At 60.3% G+C, this 16,866-nt stretch carries 17 protein-coding genes; 10 read left to right on the top strand and 7 right to left on the bottom strand.

Annotation, left to right across the window (positions count from 1 at the left end):
• Positions 1-7: 7 nt before the first annotated feature.
• From BMZ91_RS06990 to BMZ91_RS06965, 6 genes are all read right to left on the bottom strand, one after another.
• Positions 8-805 (bottom strand): phosphodiesterase, encoded by a 798-nt coding sequence (locus tag BMZ91_RS06990; protein WP_092836142.1) that lies wholly within the window; start codon positions 803-805, stop codon positions 8-10.
• Positions 802-1,611, bottom strand: coding sequence for a carbohydrate ABC transporter permease (locus BMZ91_RS06985; RefSeq protein WP_092836140.1), 810 nt, complete (start codon positions 1,609-1,611; stop codon positions 802-804). Before BMZ91_RS06985 ends, BMZ91_RS06990 begins: the two co-directional genes overlap by 4 nt.
• Positions 1,608-2,504 (bottom strand): carbohydrate ABC transporter permease, encoded by an 897-nt coding sequence (locus BMZ91_RS06980; protein ID WP_092836138.1) that lies wholly within the window; start codon positions 2,502-2,504, stop codon positions 1,608-1,610. The genes BMZ91_RS06985 and BMZ91_RS06980 overlap by 4 nt, the downstream gene beginning before the upstream one ends.
• Positions 2,505-2,570: 66 nt before the next feature.
• Complete coding sequence (locus BMZ91_RS06975) at positions 2,571-3,797, bottom strand: ABC transporter substrate-binding protein (protein WP_218145652.1); 1,227 nt, start codon at positions 3,795-3,797, stop codon at positions 2,571-2,573.
• Positions 3,798-3,922: 125 nt separating this feature from the next.
• Entirely contained in the window at positions 3,923-4,948 is a 1,026-nt protein-coding gene (locus tag BMZ91_RS06970; RefSeq protein WP_092836134.1) for an ABC transporter ATP-binding protein, read from the bottom strand.
• Positions 4,945-5,724, bottom strand: coding sequence for a DeoR/GlpR family DNA-binding transcription regulator (locus tag BMZ91_RS06965; RefSeq protein ID WP_092836323.1), 780 nt, complete (start codon positions 5,722-5,724; stop codon positions 4,945-4,947). The genes BMZ91_RS06970 and BMZ91_RS06965 overlap by 4 nt, the downstream gene beginning before the upstream one ends.
• A 270-nt stretch (positions 5,725-5,994) precedes the next feature.
• Between BMZ91_RS06965 and BMZ91_RS06960 the strand changes: the two genes are divergently transcribed.
• On the top strand, positions 5,995-6,879 hold the full coding sequence (locus BMZ91_RS06960; protein ID WP_092836132.1) for an HAD-IIA family hydrolase: 885 nt from the start codon (positions 5,995-5,997) through the stop codon (positions 6,877-6,879).
• Here the strand turns inward: BMZ91_RS06960 and BMZ91_RS06955 are convergent.
• Complete coding sequence (locus BMZ91_RS06955; RefSeq protein WP_092836320.1) at positions 6,876-7,835, bottom strand: LysR family transcriptional regulator; 960 nt, start codon at positions 7,833-7,835, stop codon at positions 6,876-6,878. The genes BMZ91_RS06960 and BMZ91_RS06955 overlap by 4 nt on opposite strands.
• A gap of 108 nt (positions 7,836-7,943) precedes the next feature.
• Between BMZ91_RS06955 and BMZ91_RS06950 the strand changes: the two genes are divergently transcribed.
• The 9 genes from BMZ91_RS06950 to BMZ91_RS06910 all read left to right on the top strand — a co-directional run bounded on the left by BMZ91_RS06950 (position 7,944) and on the right by BMZ91_RS06910 (position 16,865).
• Positions 7,944-8,810, top strand: coding sequence for an ABC transporter permease (locus BMZ91_RS06950; protein WP_092836130.1), 867 nt, complete (start codon positions 7,944-7,946; stop codon positions 8,808-8,810).
• Positions 8,810-9,613, top strand: a complete 804-nt coding sequence (locus BMZ91_RS06945; protein WP_092836128.1) for an ABC transporter permease — start codon at positions 8,810-8,812, stop codon at positions 9,611-9,613. The genes BMZ91_RS06950 and BMZ91_RS06945 overlap by 1 nt, the downstream gene beginning before the upstream one ends.
• A 56-nt stretch (positions 9,614-9,669) precedes the next feature.
• The gene (locus BMZ91_RS06940) at positions 9,670-10,812 is read left to right on the top strand and encodes an extracellular solute-binding protein (RefSeq protein ID WP_092836126.1); all 1,143 of its coding nucleotides are present in this window, start codon (positions 9,670-9,672) and stop codon (positions 10,810-10,812) included.
• A gap of 75 nt (positions 10,813-10,887) precedes the next feature.
• On the top strand, positions 10,888-11,961 hold the full coding sequence (locus BMZ91_RS06935; RefSeq protein ID WP_092836124.1) for an ABC transporter ATP-binding protein: 1,074 nt from the start codon (positions 10,888-10,890) through the stop codon (positions 11,959-11,961).
• Positions 11,962-11,965: 4 nt separating this feature from the next.
• Entirely contained in the window at positions 11,966-13,318 is a 1,353-nt protein-coding gene (locus BMZ91_RS06930; protein WP_092836122.1) for an aminotransferase family protein, read from the top strand.
• Positions 13,319-13,327: 9 nt separating this feature from the next.
• Positions 13,328-14,254, top strand: a complete 927-nt coding sequence (gene kce, locus BMZ91_RS06925) for a 3,5-dioxohexanoate:acetyl-CoA acetone transferase (RefSeq protein ID WP_092836120.1) — start codon at positions 13,328-13,330, stop codon at positions 14,252-14,254.
• 3 nt (positions 14,255-14,257) lie between these two features.
• On the top strand, positions 14,258-14,746 hold the full coding sequence (locus tag BMZ91_RS06920; protein WP_092836118.1) for a GNAT family N-acetyltransferase: 489 nt from the start codon (positions 14,258-14,260) through the stop codon (positions 14,744-14,746).
• Positions 14,743-15,765: a histone deacetylase family protein gene (locus tag BMZ91_RS06915; protein ID WP_092836116.1), complete on the top strand. Its 1,023-nt coding sequence runs from the start codon at positions 14,743-14,745 to the stop codon at positions 15,763-15,765. Before BMZ91_RS06920 ends, BMZ91_RS06915 begins: the two co-directional genes overlap by 4 nt.
• Positions 15,762-16,865 (top strand): NAD(P)/FAD-dependent oxidoreductase, encoded by a 1,104-nt coding sequence (locus BMZ91_RS06910; RefSeq protein ID WP_092836114.1) that lies wholly within the window; start codon positions 15,762-15,764, stop codon positions 16,863-16,865. The genes BMZ91_RS06915 and BMZ91_RS06910 overlap by 4 nt, the downstream gene beginning before the upstream one ends.
• Position 16,866: the final 1 nt, after the last annotated feature.

The following is a 16,866-nucleotide window of genomic DNA, read 5'->3' as shown; positions in this document are numbered from 1 at the left end:
CAAATCTCTAGAACGGATGCGGCCCGGTGCCAGAGGCCAGCGACACGCAGGTGCTTTGAAATCCACCCCGCCAGTCATGCAGCATGTAGCCACCGGGGGCCGTAGAAAAGCCAACCGGGGCAGTCGGGCGAAAGTCGACGGGAAAGCTGCTTGATGTTGCCGCACTGGTAAGGGCGATGCAAGGGCCGACTTGACCGATAAAGGTATTGTGCACATGGCCCGCGATCAGCCGGACCTCGGAGGGTGCGGCATCAAGGATCGCGGCCAGTTGGGGGATACACTCAAGCCCGATCCTGTCCATGAAGCGGATGCCACAGGCGAACGGCGGGTGATGCAGGGCAACAAGGGCGGGCACATCCGCGCGCGCCTGCAACGCGTCTTGCAAAAAACCCAGCGTGTCAGCGTCAAGCGTGCCGCCGGCCTGTCCCTCGATCAGGGTATCAAGCCCGATCAGCCGCAGATCGGCAAAATCATGCACCCAGTTCAGCCGCCCCTCGGCGGGCAGGTATTCAAGGTCGGCAAGTGCGGCGCGCATCGGATCGCGCAGGTCGTGATTGCCGGGAATGGCAAACCATGGCAGGCCAAGCCGCTCGATCTGACGGCGCAACAGGCGATAGCTTTCGGCGTCACCCTGATCGGTCAGATCGCCGGTGACGACGACCGCATCAATCGGGCCAATCCGGTCGAGATCGGCCAATATCCGGGTGATCGCCGAGCCCAGAAGCGCGAAGGTATCGAGGACACCCGAGACGCGATGCGGCGGCACGGTGACATGGGTATCGGTGAGATGCAGAATGCGGGTCATTTGATACCTGCGCGCAGGAAGGCCTGAACGAACTGGCGCTGGAACACCAGAAAGGCGATCAAAAGCGGCGCAATCGACATCAGCGTGGCCGCCGAAATAACCGAAATATCGACGCCATTCTCTGGCGCGCCAAAGATCGACAGGCCGACGGTCAGGGGCCGGGTGTCGGGCGAATTGGTGACGATCAGCGGCCACAAAAAGTTGTTCCAATGGGTCGAGACCGACACAAGCGCATAGGCAAGATAGGTCGGCTTGGCCAAGGGCACATAGACCCGGATCAGGATGCCAAACCAGCTACAGCCCTCGATGCGCGCCGCCTCGTGCAATTCAATCGGCACCGATTTGAACGCTTGCCGCATCAGGAAAATGCCAAAGGCGCTTGCCATATAGGGCATGCCGATCCCAAGGATCGTATCGAAAAGCCCCAGCCGCGAGATCATGGCATAGTTTTCGACGATCAAGACCTCGGGCAGGATAAAGAGCTGTAGCAACACCAGGATGAACACGACATCCTTGCCGGGAAAATGCATTTGCGCAAAGGCAAACCCGGCCAGGGTGGTCAGGATGAACTGACCGATCAGGACCACGGTGACCAGCAGGAAGGTGTTGAGGAAATAGCGCATCCAGGGCGCCCCCTCCCATGCGGTGCGGAAATTATCAAGCGTCCAGGGCGCGGCGATGTTGAAATTCACCGCATCCGAGGTCGAATGAAACGCCGCCCAAAAGGCAAACAGCAGCGGAGATATCCAGATCACGGCCAGCAGAATGGCACCGGCGGCATCGAGCGTGGGCGTCAGGCGCTTCATTGGTAATGTGTCCTGCGGTCGATCAGGAAAAACTGGATGGCGGCGACGATCCCGAGCACCAGAAGCACCAGCATTGTCATCGCGGCGGCATGCGGCGCGTCAAAAAAGGCAAAGGCCATTTCCCAGATGTAATAGAGGATCAGCTTTGAGGCATCCGACGGCCCGCCCTTGGTCAGGATAAACAGGTGGTCGATCAGTTTGACCGAGTTGATCATCGCATTGACCATGATGAAAAGCGTGGTCGGCATCAACAGCGGCAGAACGATCCGGCGCGTATAGGTCCACCGGCTTGCCCCTTCGATATCGGCGGCCTCTTTCAGGTCTTCGGGGATGGTCTGAAGCGCGGCGAGGTAGAAGATCATGAAAAACCCGGCCTCCTTCCAGATCGTGACGATGATGATCGCCCAAAGCGCGGTTTCCGGCTGACCCAGCCAGTTGACCGACGGCAGATCAAAGAGCGCGCCGATTTGATCAAGAACGCCAAGGCCGGGGGTGTAGAAAAACAGCCACAGATTGGCGGCGGCGATCATCGGCAAAACGGTCGGCGTGAAATAGGCGGTGCGCACAAAGCCGCGCGCGGGGATCCTGGAATTGGCCCAAAGCGCCATCGACAGGGCGATGAAAATCGACACCGGGATGGTGACACCAGCGTAAAACAGGTTGTTGCGCACCACCAGCCAGAAGGTCGGATCGGCAAACAGATCGGCGTAGTTTTCAAGCCCGATATATTCCGACGGATTGCGCCGGTTGCCGCGTGAAAACGTGCTTGACCAGAACGTCGCAAGCGAAGGGTAAAAGGCAAAGACCGACAACAGCAACGCCGCCGGGCTAAGCAAAAGCCAGCCATAGATCGCCTGTCGGCGCCGTTCCAGATTGGCATGTGGGTTTGACACTTGCGCGGCCCTTTCAGGATCGAGAAACACCGGCCCTGCGGGTTGGGGCCGGTGTCTGGCGTTTGGTTACTGATAGTCTGCAAGCAGACGTTTGGCGCTTGCCTGGGCCTCGGCCAGGGCATCGGCCGGGGTCTTGGCACCGGTCAGGGCCGATTGGATCGCATTGTTGAGCCCGTCACGCACACGCGCGGTTTCGAACGTTGAAAACTCGGCGACCGCATGTTCAAGCTGATTGCGCGCCACAAGGGCAGGCGGGAAGTCAGCGGTGTAGGATTTCAGCGCCTCGGTCTCATAGGCCGCGGGCGATACCCCCATATAGCCGGTTGCGATTGACCAGGCGGCGGCCTGATCGGGCGAGGTCATGAACTGGATCAGCTTCATCGCCGCCTCGCGCTCGGCGTCGGTGGTGTCTTTGAACAGGTAAAAATTGCCGCCGCCGGTGGGCGAGCCAAGCCGTTTGTTGCCCGGAAGCATCGCGACGCCAAAGTCAAATTCCGCCGCGTTCTTGACCGCCGTTAGATTGCCGGTCGAGTGCCACATCATCGCGGTCTGGCCCTCAAGAAACGCCTGTCGCAGGGTGCCCCATTCGACCGTACCGGTGGGCATGATGCCATGCTCGGCCGAAAGCGATTTCCAGAATTCCAGCGTCTCGATGACCTCGGGATCGTCGAAATAGGTGGTCAGCCCGTCGCTTGCCATCAATTCCTTGCCGTTCTGGATCGCAAGCGCCTGGAACATCCAATAGGGATAACCGGTCGAGGGGATCATCACGCCGTAAGTATCATCCTTGGTCAGCGCCTTGCCCATGCTGACCATTTCATCCCAGGTGGCGGGGGCCTTTTCGGGGTCAAGTCCGGCGGCGCGGAACATATCCTTGTTGTAATAAGCAACGATGGTCGAACGCTGGAACGGAATGCCCCATGTCTTGCCCTCGATCTGGCCATTGGCCATCAGCGCCGGGTAAAACCCGTCGAGCCAGGCGCGATCCGCGTCGGTCTTGAGCACATCATCAAACGGCTGGATCAGATCCTGTTCGATCAGGTCATAGGCGTCGATCGAGAACATCACCGCCAGTTGCGCCGGTTCGCCGGAATTGAGCGCCGAGAGGGCGCGCACGCGGGTGTCATCATAATTGCCCGAATAGATCGCATTGACCTTGATATCGGGGTTTTCGGCCTCAAAATCGGCCACGATACCATCGACCACCTCGGTCAGGGCACCGCCCACGGCAATCGGGTAATACATGGTAAGTTCGGTTTGTGCCTGCGCCTGTGACGCCAGCGAAAGGGCCATGGCGCCGGAAAGCGCGAGGCCGAGGTGCTTGGTGAAATACATTGTATCCTCCTAAAGAATGTCTGTGTGCAGTCTTGGTTGGTGCGCCACTTGTTATGCTTGGTCGTGGCGTTTGGCGGGTGGGGTCAGGGGGCGCGCGCCACCCGTTTGCCCCCGGAATCAAACACGTGCAGGTCATCGTCGGCAAAGCCGATTTCAACAGTGTGCCCACTTGGGTGAAGCGCCATGCCCGGCGCCTTGAGCGTGAGACCGGTGGCATCATCATGCGCGAGGCCGATAAAGGTTTCGGCGCCAAGGAACTCGCATTCGGTCACCTCGCAGATCAGGCGGCCCTTGCCGGTCTCGGCTAGGGTGATGTGCTCGGCGCGCAACCCGATGGTTGTGTCATTGTCGAACCCGGCAAGCGCATGTCCCCTGATCAGGGCCATCGGCGGCGCGCCGACAAATTCGGCCACGAAGGTATTGACCGGCGCATTATATAGCTCTTGCGGCGTGCCGATCTGCTGAATGCGCCCGTCCTTCATCAGCACCACGATATCGGCCATGCTCATCGCCTCGGTCTGGTCATGGGTGACATAGACCACGGTGATGCCCAGATCCTGTTGCAGCTTCTTGATATCCTTGCGCACGGCATTGCGCAGCTTGGCATCAAGGTTTGAGAGCGGTTCATCCATCAGGCACAACCGCTGACCGGCGACAATGGCGCGGGCAAGGGCGACGCGCTGACGCTGACCGCCGGACAATTCGCCGGGTTTGCGATCCTCAAGCCCGGTAAGGCCGGTGATCTCAAGCGCGCGCTTGAGTTTCTCAAGCCGTTCGGCGCGCGGCACGCGGCGCACCTTGAGGCCGAACATGACGTTTTCGGCAACTGAAAGATGCGGGAAAAGCGCGTAGGATTGAAACACCATCGACAAGTTGCGCTCCGAGGCGGCACGTGTGGTGACATCGCGCCCGTCGATGATGATCTTGCCCTCGTCCGGGATCTCAAGCCCGGCCAAAAGCCGCAGCGTGGTCGACTTGCCACAGCCCGACGGCCCAAGCAGCGCCACGAACGCGCCCTCGGGGATATCGAGGCTGACATCTTCAACCCCAAGCTTGCCGTTCCAGCGCTTGCCGATCCCTTCAAGCGATACAAAGGGTTGCGCGGTCATAATGGACCTCTTTCAACAAGGGTAAGACGGTCGGCGACCCGCCCAAGCACCGGGGCAAAGCGGGCGTCGGGCGCGCGATCCATGATGATGCGGTCAACCTCGCCGAGATGGCCGCCCACCACCGGGGCGACGCGGCCGAATTTGGTGTGGTCAAGCACAAGGATCGAGGTCTCACAGGCGATGCGAATCTGTTCGCGCACGCGCACTTCGGAGGCGTGAAAATCCAACAGCGCGCCATCTTCGGCAACGCCGGCAACGCCGCAAATGCCAAAGTCCGCGCGGTAACCCTGAAAGAAACGGGGCACCTCATCGCCAAGGATATCAAGGTCGGGCAGGCGCACCTCGCCCCCCGGCACGATGAGCCGATTGGTCGGTTCGTTCGACAGCGCCATGACCACGTTGAGGTTGTTGGTCACCACCGTCAGGCGTTTGCGCGCGCGCAGCGCCTCGGCGACAAAGGCCGGTGTGGTGCCGATGGAAAAGAACACCGTCACATCGTCCGGGATAAGCGCGGCGGCGGCTTGGGCGATGGCCGCTTTGGCGTCTGAATTGGTGGTCTTGCGCTGTTGATAGGGCTGGTTGAGCTGTTTTTCAAAAAGATCGGCCCCGCCGTGGCGCCGCCGCAACAGGTTCTCCTGGCACAATTGGTTGATATCGCGGCGTACGGTCTGGGCCGAGACGCCAAAGGTGGTTGCAAGCTCATCCACCGAGACGCTTTTATGGGTCTGCATGAGATCCAGTATCCCATCCCTGCGCTTTCGTTTCTTGGATGACATTTTGGGCATATCTCCATTATTGCCATCAGAATGGGCATAACGCTCATAAAAGCAACATTTTTTAAACGGGGTCGCAGGTTTCTTATCGCCTGCTGATACGGGTGTTTTGTGACAGTTCCTTGAATGCTTTCGCGAAAACCGGCGGGAGAGGGGGCGGTTTATTGCAGCGCAGGCGAGCACTTTTTGGTCATTCGCGCTTTTTCGCCCGATCTACCGCGCATAGGGTGGCGAGGGTCGAATCAGGTATCGGCCATCAAGCTAGGGTGACAGATGAACGGCCTGCACGGAATTTTCGACAGATACGAGGCGATCCGCCCCCGGTTGCCCGCTGTTCATGCCCGGCCCGACACCGAAGCTCTCGCCAATCTTGGCGAGATCGCGGAGCGCATTGATGCCTTTGTGTTCGACGCCTTTGGGGTGCTCAATATTGGCGAAACGCCGATCCCCGGTGCGGCAGACCGGGTTGCCGATCTGCGGGCCCGCGGGTGTCAGATCAGGGTGCTGACCAATGCCGCAAGCTATGATCGCGCGGGGGCCGTGGCCAAGTTTGACAAGCTTGGCATCGCTCTTGATCCCGATGAGATCATCACCAGCCGCGACGCAGCCCTTTGCGGTCTGGACAACCGCCTCTGGGGGGTCATTGCCGCGACTGAAGATACCCTGACTGACTTGGATATGCCGGTGATCCGGCTGGGCGATGACCCGGTCGATTATGATCGCGCGGAAGGCTTTTTGTTCCTCTCCAGCGCCGATTGGAATAATGCGCGTCAGGGGATGCTTGAGGTATCATTGTTGAAACATCCACGCCGGGTGATCATCGCCAACGCCGATCTGGTTGCGCCGCGCGATCACGGTTTTTCCATCGAGCCGGGGTTTTACGGCCATCAGCTTGCCGATCTGACGGCGGCTGAGGTGCTGTTCTTTGGCAAGCCGTTTGCGGATGTGCATGCCATGGCCATGGCAAGCCTTGGCGGCATCGACAAGGGCCGGATCGCGATGGTGGGGGACACGCTTCACACCGATATTCTTGGTGGGGCCGCCGCGGGCTGGCGTACGGTTCTGGTCACGCAGGACGGGCTTTTTGCCGGGCATGATGTGGCGCCCTTCATGGCGCAAAGCGGCCTTTACCCCGACTGGCAGGTCGCGCGCATCTAGCGATAGGTGCGCTCTTCCATCGGGGTATCCTCGATGCGTTGCAACAGGCGATCCAACAGCCATTTTTCGGCCCGGTTCAGCACCGCGCGCGGGTTCCAGACGACATGCACGTCAATCGGTGCGGTCTGATCATAGGGCGGCAATTGCCAAAGCTGGCCATCACGCACATCGCGCGCCGCCACATGAAGCGGCAGCGGCCCGACCCCGAGCCCGGCGATGATCAGACGGCGGACTTCTTCAAGGTGGCTTGAGGTGGCGATGATCTGATCGCCAAGTTCGGCCTGTGCGCGCATCAGGGTCACAGGTTTCAGGGCGTCCTGAAGCCGGTCGGTGCCAAAGCTGACCGCCGAATGCCCGGCAAGATCGGCGCGGGTCAGGTTTTTGCGGCCAAACAACGGGTGCGGTGGGCCGCAGAACAGGCCGAAATATTCGCGGAACAGGCGTTTGTATTCCAGCTTGGAATTGCGCTGATGCACAAGGCAGATCGCAAACGAGGCCGAGCGCGCGGTGACCGTGTCAACCGCCAGGGCCGAGGTGAAAACATCAATAGACAGGGTCGCGCGGGGGTTCTCGTCGTGAAACTCGGCCAGCACCTGATTAAAAAGCGGGCAGATGACGTGGCTCGCCAGGGACAGGCGCACATGACCCGTGACCTCATCGGTCATGTCGCGCATCAGCGTCGAGAGGCGCAGGATAGAGCCCTGAATATCCACCGCCTCGCGGTAAAGAACTTCGCCTGCATCGGTCAGTTGAAAGTGCCCCGGACTGCGATCAATAAGCTTTTTGCCAACCCTGTTTTCCAGCCTTTTCAAGGCGGTGGAAACCGACGGCTGGGTCAGGCGAAGCCGGGTGGCGGCATCGGTCACCGAGCGCGCCTGTGCCAGTACGACAAAGGTGCGCAACAGGTTCCAATCCATTTCGCGCATGATGCGTTCGGGGCTGTTTTGATCAATCATTGATTTCATCTATTGTTATAATTCTCATTATCTATTGGATTTATGATTGCCCGGTTTGCATCCTGATCGCAACCCCACATTGGCGGGCCGTTTGGGTAGGGATGCCGTATGTCAGTCGAAGCCCGCGAGGCAAGACAACCCTGGATATTGCTGTCACCGGCGCTTGGCGCGGTGGTGCTGTTGCTGTTCGTGCCGCTGGTGTTCATCGTGGTCTATTCGTTCTGGCTTCGCACCGCGACAGGGGCGGATCAGGTCGGGTTTTACCTCAACAACTGGAAAGAGGTGCTAAGCGACGCGTTTTACCGCGACATCCTTTTCGGCACCCTCAAGATCGCCACGATCACCACGGTGATCTGCGCCCTGATGGGCTATCCGGCGGCCTATTTCATTGCCCGGTCCAGAGGCAACAAGGCGATCCTGCTTTTGCTTTTGATGCTGCCGTTCTGGATCAGCTACATCATCCGCACGATGAGCTGGATCAACATTCTCGGCGTCTCGGGGGCGTTCAACACCTTTCTGCTCTGGATTGGCATCATAGATGAGCCGATCCAGATGCTTTACAATCAGACCACGGTGATCCTCGGGCTGGTGCATTTCCTGTTGCCCTTCATGGTGCTGAATGTTTTCGTCAGCCTTGATGGCATCGACACCACCCTTGAGGATGCCGCGAATTCGCTTGGCGCCACCCGCTGGCAGGCGTTTGTGCAGGTGACCTTGCCGCTGTCGCTTCCGGGTCTGGCGGCGGGGGGATTGCTGTGTTTCGTGCTTGGCGCGGGCACCTATATCACGCCTCTGGTGCTTGGCGGTCCGAGGGATGCGATGTTTGCCAATCTGGTGTTCGAGGCGATCATCACCCAGCTCAACTGGCCGCTTGGCAGCGCGCTTAGCCTGATGCTTTTGGCGGTGCTCGGGGCGCTCGTTCTCATCTACAACCGCTATCTTGGCATGGCGCAGTTGATGAAGGGGCTTGGTTGATGGCGGGTAAGAGCAACCGCGGCTGGCACCTTATTCGCGGATGGGCGATGGCGGTTTACGTCTTCATGTTCCTGCCGGTCGCCGTGGTGGTCCTGCTTAGCTTTAACGCAAGCCAGTTCGGCAGTTTTCCGATGACCGGGTTTTCGTTTCGCTGGTTCGTCGAGCTGGCGCAGAACGAGGCGATCTTGCGCGCCTTTCGCACCTCGGTCATCCTTGGCGCGCTGACGGCGGTGTTTTCCACCACTCTGGGCGTTTTGGCCTCTTTGGCACTGGTGCGCTACGACGTGCCGGGGCGCAATATGATCACCACCATGCTGATCGCGCCGATTCTGGTGCCCGAGGTAGTGCTTGCGGTGGCCTTGCTGTTGTTTCTCAACTTTCTCGGCCTGCCGAAAAGCTTTCCGCTTTTGCTGGCCGGGCATGTGATCTTTACGCTGCCCTTCGTGATACTGGTTGTGCAGGCGCGCCTTGTCAGCATCAAGCGCGATATCGAAGAGGCCGCGCTTAGTCTCGGCGCAAGCCCGCGCCAGACGTTCTTTGAGATCACCCTGCCGCTGATGATGCCGGCGGTGCTGGCGGGGGGGCTGTTTGCCTTCACGATCAGCTTTGATGACATCACCGGTACGCTGTTCTGGAAGCCCGGCGGGGTGGAGACCGTACCGACACAGATTTTCGCCATGCTGCGCAATTCCATCAGCCCCGAGATCAATGCCCTCGGGACGGTTATGATTCTCATGACCGTGGGCCTGCCCCTTATCGGGTTGGCGATTGCGCGCAAGGTGGCAAGCAAGGGCGGCAGTTAGAACCGTCCGAACAGATAAAGAACCCAGTCAACAAGGAGATGAAAATGACCAGGAAAATGGACAACACCACCCGTTATGAGCGGATGCGCGAACGGTACATGAACGGCGATCTGGACCGGCGCAGCTTTCTCGGGCTGATCGGTGCGGCGGGCCTTGCTTACGGCGTGCAGACGCCCTTTGCCAAATACGCCAATGCCCAGAGTGTATCGCAGGTGCGCTTTGACGGCTGGGGCGGGGTTGTGTCCGAGGCGTTCCGCGAGCACGCCTTTGATCCCTATACCGCCGCGACCGGCATCAATGTGGTCGATGGGACCTTTGGCGGCCCCGATGAATATATCAGCCGCATCAAGGCAAGCCAGGAAGGCGAATACAACATCGCCCACCTGTCGGGCGTGTTCGATTATGCGCGTTATCACAACCTTGGCTTTTCCAGCGAGTTGAATGAGGACAACATCCCGAACCTGAAATATGTCATCCCCAAGCTGGTTGATGTGTTCCGCAAGGTGACGGATGGCAAGCTGTCCTGTGTGCCCTATGACTATGGCACCACCGGTCTTGCCTATAACCGCAAGTATATCTCGGATGATGAGATGAAGGAAAAGGGCGCCAAGATCCTGATCGACGAGACCCACAAGGGCAAGATTGCCGGCTGGGGCGACTGGCGCACGCGGATCTGGTTTGCTTCGCTGCAAACCGGGCAGGACCCGAACGGCGCGACGGATATGGAGGCGGTCTGGGATGCGATCCGCGCGCATCGTGACCTCTCGTTGAAATACTGGGGGTCGGGCGCCGAATTGATGAGCCTGCTTGCCGAAGAGGAAATCCATGTGACCGAGGCCTGGTCGGGCCGGATCTTCGCGCTTCAGGAACAAGGCCATGACATCGGTTATATGGACCCGCCGAATGGCTATGGCTGGCAGGAATGTCTGTTCGTGATCAAAGGCAGCCCGATGGAGGCCTGTGAAGAGCTGTTGAACTTCATGCTTGATCCGGCAACCTCGATCGCGGTGGCGGAAGGCCAGAACTATCCGCCTGCGCTTGACCCGACCAAGGTTGATCTTGGCGCCAAGATTCCGACCCTGCCGGCCTTTGATCCGACCGGCACATTGGAAAATCTGACCTTTGCCGATCCGGCCTACTGGAACAAGAACGAACAAGAATGGACCAAAACCTTTGGTCGCGTTCAAAAGGGCTACTAGACCCACCCAAGCCTTGCCTGTCCCGGTGATTGCCGGGGCGGGCAACCACTTTTCGCCCGCCCAAGGAGGCCGCCAATGAGCGCCGTCACCCTGAAAAATATTGTCAAACGGTTTGGCGGCTTTACGGCCGTTCATCAGACCTCGCTTGAGATACCCGAAGGCGCGTTCGTCACGCTTTTGGGGCCGTCGGGCTGTGGCAAGACCACGAATTTGCGGATGATCGCGGGGCTTCTCGACCCGACCGAGGGCGAAATCCTGATTGGCGACAAGCGGGTCAACGATGTGCCGATCCACAAGCGCAATCTTGGGCTGGTGTTTCAGAACTATGCTCTGTTTCCGCATAAAACCGTGGCCGAAAACGTCGCCTTTGGCCTAAAATACCGCGATGTGCCAAGCGCCGATATTCCGGCCAAGGTAAAGGCGGCGCTTGAATTGGTGCAGCTTCCGGATGTCGGGCACCGCTATCCCAAGGAATTGTCGGGCGGTCAGCAACAGCGCATCGCGCTTGCCCGTGCCATCGTGATCGAGCCGGATGTCTTGCTGCTCGACGAGCCGCTATCGGCGCTTGATGCCAACCTGCGCGAGGATATGCGCGTTGAACTCAAGCGCATTCAGGAACGCATCGGCGTGACCACCGTATTCGTGACCCATGACCAGTCCGAGGCGCTTGCAATGTCGGATTTCATCGTCGTGATGTCCGAGGGCCGGGTTGAACAGGTCGGCAAGCCGGAAGAGGTGTACAACACCCCGGCCTCTGAATTCGTCGCCAATTTCCTTGGCGCGTCGAACATTTTTGACGCGACATGCACCACCTATGGCGGTGCGTCGGTGGGGATCGAGGCGCCGGTGTTCGGCGGTATGGATATTCCGGCGCAAAAGGCGCCGAACCTGAAATCCAAGGGGCCTGCCAAGCTTGTGGTGCGGGCCGAAAAGGTGATCCTGTCCAAATCAGCCGCGCCCAAGGGGGTTGTTTCGGTGCCCGCAAAGGTCGAAACCGTCGATTATCAGGGGCAGGCCGTGCGCTATTTCGTGAGCGCAGGCGACACCCAGTTGCAGGCTATCAACATGATCGACGAGCGCCCCTTTGCCGTGGGCGATGAGGTAAATCTGCATCTTCGCCCGCAGGATTGCGCGGCGCTTCCGGGATAAGACCATGAGTGCAAAACCAAGCCACCTTTTTTATCAGGGCAGAGAGCGCAAGCCGGTTCTTGATCAGGCGCGTGGCGTTTACATGTGGGATGTCGATGGCAAGCGCTATCTTGATGGCTCATCCGGCGCGATGGTCTGTAACATCGGTCATTCGAATGAAAATGTGCTAGAGGCGATGCGCCGCCAGATGGAGAAATCGACCTTTGGCTATCGGCTTCATTTTGAGACCGAGGCGTCGGAAAAGCTGGCTTCGAAAGCAGCCGCGTTGACGCCAGAGGGGTTGAACCGGGTGTTTTTCGTCTCGGGCGGCTCCGAGGCGGTGGAAAGCGCGATCAAGCTGGCCCGGCAATATGCGTTGGCCGTCGGTGAGGGCAGCCGCTGGAAGGTGATTTCGCGCAGTCCAAGCTATCATGGCTGCACCCTTGGGGCATTGGCGATCACCGGCTATGCGCCGCTGACCAAACCGTTCGAGCCGATGATGCAGATGATGCCGAAAGTGCCCGCGCCGCGCGCCTATCTTGACGGGCTTGACCCTGACGCCATCGCGACCGGGCATCACTATGCCAATATGCTTGAGGCGCAGATCCTGGCCGAAGGGCCGGATTCTGTGCTTGCCTTTATCGTCGAGCCGGTCGGCGGTGCCTCGACCGGCGCGCTTGTGCCGCCGCGCGGATATATGGAGCGCGTGCAGGAGATTTGCCGTCAATACGGTGTGCTGTTGATCCTCGACGAGGTGATGACCGGCGCCGGGCGCACCGGCAAATTCCTGGCCTCGGAGCATTGGAATCTTGAGCCCGATATCATGGTCATGTCGAAAGGCTTTGCCGCCGGATACATGCCGCTTGGCGGGATGGTCGCGCATGAGCGTCTGGTCGAGCCGGTGCTTGATGCGGGTGGTTTCCTGCACGGGTTCACCTATGCCGGAAATCCGCTGGCCTGCGCCGCCGGCCTAGCGGTGATCGACGAGATCGAGCGTCTTGGTCTGGTGCGGAACGCGGCGCTGATGGGGGGTAAGCTCCTGACTCGGTTGCGCGGATTGATGGATCGCTTTCCGATCATCGGCGATGTGCGTGGCATGGGTCTTTTGACGGCGTTCGAGTTCATGTCGGACCGGGCCACCAAGGCGCCCTTGCCCAAAGAGTTGCGCGCCTTTGACCGCTTTGTGCAGATCGCCTATGACAAAGGCCTTATCGTCTATTCGCGCCGTACCCGCGATGGCGTTGAGGGCGATCATATCCTAGTCTGCCCGCCGATGATCGTGAACGAGACCCATCTGGATGAGATCATCGAAATGCTGGAGGCCGCTCTGGTGCAATTCACCGCCGAAATCCGCCCCAGCCTTGACAAGATCGCGTAAGGGGTGGGCATGCGCGAGATCATCATCACCTGTGCGCTGACCGGCTCTATCCATACCCCAAGCATGTCGCCGCATCTTCCGGTCACGGCGGATGAAATTACCGCCGCCGGCCTTGGCGCGGCCGAGGCGGGGGCCGCGATCCTGCACCTGCATGCGCGCGATCCGGAAACCGGCAAACCCTCGGCCGAGCCCGGTCATTTCATGGGCTTCCTGCCGCGTCTGAAACAGGCGAGCGATGCGGTGCTTAATATCTCGACTGGCGGCAGCGCGGTGATGACCCTTGACCAGAGGCTGGCGGCGCCAAAACTGGCCGAACCAGAAATGGCCTCGCTCAACATGGGGACGATGAATTTCGCGCTCTACCCGATGGCCGAGCGGATTTCGGACTGGAAACACGATTGGGAAAAGCCGTTTCTTGAGGGGTCCGACGATCTTGTGTTCAAGAACACGCCGCGCGATATCGCCCGTATCCTGACCGAGCTTGGCCAGGAGCGTGGTGCACGGTTCGAGTTTGAATGCTATGATCTCAGCCACCTTTACATGCTGCGCCATTTTGCCGACCGGGGCCTGATCAAACCGCCGTTTTTCATTCAGTTCGTGTTTGGCGTCTTGGGCGGCATGGGGCCGGACCCGGAAAACCTGACGCATATGGTGCGCATCGCGGACAAGCTTTTTGGCGAGGAGTATATGTTCTCGGTTCTGGCGGCGGGGCGGCATCAGATGCCGCTGATCACCATGTCGGCGGCGATGGGCGGGCATGTGCGTGTCGGGCTGGAAGACAGCCTTACGATTGCGCGCGGCACACTTGCGCAAAGCAACGCTGAACAGGTTTCCAAGATCCGCGATATTGTCGAAGCCCTGGGCCGCAGCGTTGCCACCGCCGATCAGGCGCGTGCAATTCTGGGCCTCAAGGGCGCAGATAAGACAGCGATCTGAGCGATGGCTGATATTGATTTCCGCCCGGTGCAAAACGCCGATGATCTGGCCCTTTTGGATCAGGCATTATGCGCGCTCAGCGTTGATTTGGGCGATGCGCATCTGGCCGGGGCCGATGTCTTGCGGGTGGGGTTATTCGGACGGGTGCCTGCCGCCTATGGCCTCTTGGCGCTGCGCGATCGCGCGCTCATGGGGGCGGCCTTGTTCAGCCCGGTGTTTTCCACTGCGCGCGGCGCGGCGGGGGTCTATGTTTCTGACCTCTGGGTCGCAGAGGCGGCGCGCGGCGGCGGATTGGGCCAGAAAATACTGGCGCGGGTGGCGACGCGTGCGAACCTTCTTTGGGGGGCCGAGTGGATGACTTTGGCGGTTTATGCCCATAGCATCGCCTCGCGCCGCTTTTACACGCGGCTCGGCTTTGAGCCACAAGGCAACATGACAACGATGCGCCTATCGCAGGACGCGGTGCAACGACTGATAAGGAATGCGCAATGAAGGCCATTTTCGACGACCGCCAGTGGCACCATGACCCGAAACATTTCATGGCCAATGGCAAGGTCCTGCCTAGCCCCGAACAACCCGAGCGGATCGCCCGCCTGCGCAGCGGCGCAGAGGCGGCAGGCTGCGATTTTATCGCGCCAAAGGATGCCGGGCTTGGCCCGATCGCGGCGCTGCACTCGCCGGAATATGTGACGTTCCTCAAGAATATCTACATCCGCTGGCAGCGGATCGAGGGGGCGGGCGAAGAGGTGATCCCGAATATCCATCCCGCCAACCGATCCGACAATTATCCCAAATCCGCCGTCGGGCAGGCGGGCTATCATCAGGTCGATACGGCCTGTCCCATCGGCAAGGGCACCTGGGAGGCGGCCTATTGGTCGGCGCAATCGGCGGTGACCGGCGCGGATCTGCTGGCGGATGGCGCGCGGGCGGGCTATGCGCTCTGCCGCCCGCCGGGGCATCATGCTTACGGCGATCTGGCGGGGGGGTTTTGCTTTCTCAACAATGCCGGCATCGCCGCAGAGAGGTTGCGCACGCGCGGCCTGCGCGCCGCCATTCTGGATGTCGATGTGCATCACGGCAATGGCACGCAGGGCATTTTCTATGACCGCGACGATGTGCTGACCCTGTCGATCCATGCCGATCCGGCGCGGTTTTACCCGTTCTTCTGGGGCCATGCAGAGGAACGCGGCGCGGGGCGCGGAATTGGCTATAACCTGAACCTGCCGCTGGCGCGGGGCACCGGCGATGAGGCCTATCTCAAGGTGCTTGATACCGCGCTAGAGCGCATCATCGCCTTTGGCGCCGATGTGGTTGTGGTGGCGCTTGGGCTTGACGCTTACGAGGGCGACCCGTTCAAGGGGCTGGCGATCACCACACCGGGGTTCGGCCGTATCGGCGCGGCGATCGCGGGCCTTGGCCTGCCCACGCTTTTCGTGCAGGAAGGCGGCTATCTGTGCGACGAGCTGGGTGAGAACCTGACCGCTGCTCTGACAGGATTTGAAACCGCATGAGCCAGGCAGATGTGATCGTGATCGGCGGCGGGATCGCCGGGGCAAGTGCCGCCGCAGAGCTTGCGCGTGGCGGCGCGCGCGTGATCCTTCTTGAGGGTGAGGTGCAGCTTGGCTATCACTCGACCGGGCGCTCGGCGGCGATTTTCATCCGCAACTATGGCAATGCCACGCTGCGCGCGCTCAATGGCGCCGCTGAGCCGATATTTGAAAATCCCGGTGACATTTGCGAGGGCCCCCTGCTTAGCCCGCGCGGCGAATTGATGATCGCGCGCGAGGACGAATTGCCGGTGCTTGAGGCCTATCTTGATGGCGCGACCGGGATCGAGCGGCTTACGGGCGCGCAAGCGGGCGAGATCGTGCCGATCCTGCGCACCGATTGCATCGCGGGCGCGATGATCGAACATGGCGCACAGGGCATTGATGTGGACCGGATGTTGCAGGGGTATGCCCGGTTTCTGCGCGGCCATGGAGGCCAGATCATCACGGGCGCGCAGGTCGGTGACATTCGCGATGATGACGCGCTTTGGCAGGTCGAAACCACGCAAGGCAGATTTGCGGCGCCCATACTTATCAATGCTGCCGGGGCCTGGGCCGATCAGGTGGCATTGCGCGCGGGCGTGGTGCAGATCGGGCTTCAGCCGATGCGCCGTTCGGCCGCGATCATCCCCGCGCCTGCCGGTCATGATTGCGAAAAATGGCCGGTGTTCGGCCCGATTTCGGAAACCTGGTACGCCAAGCCGGAGGCTGGCAAACTTATGGTCTCGCCCGCCGATGAAGACCCGGTCGATCCGCATGATGCCTGGGCCGATGACATGGTTCTGGCCGAAGGCTTGCACCGGTTCGAACAGGCGGTAACCGTGCCGGTGACACGGGTCGAACATAGCTGGGCGGGATTGCGTAGCTTTGTTTCGGACCGCACGCCGGTGGCGGGTTTTGCCCCCGAGGCGCGCGGATTTTTCTGGCTTGCGGGGCAGGGCGGTTACGGCGTTCAGACAGCGCCGGCATTGTCGCGCCTGACGGCGGCGCTTGTCCTTGGACAAAAGCCCGAGCTTACCCCAGAGGTGATCGCGGCCCTCGCGCCAGATCGTTTCGTCCAGTGAT

The sequence above is a fragment of the Roseovarius lutimaris genome (assembly GCF_900115165.1).
GTDB classification, from domain to species: Bacteria; Pseudomonadota; Alphaproteobacteria; order Rhodobacterales; family Rhodobacteraceae; genus Roseovarius; species Roseovarius lutimaris.
Note: the sequence above shows the minus strand (reverse complement) of the source record. Positions and strands in the feature narration are given on the sequence as shown.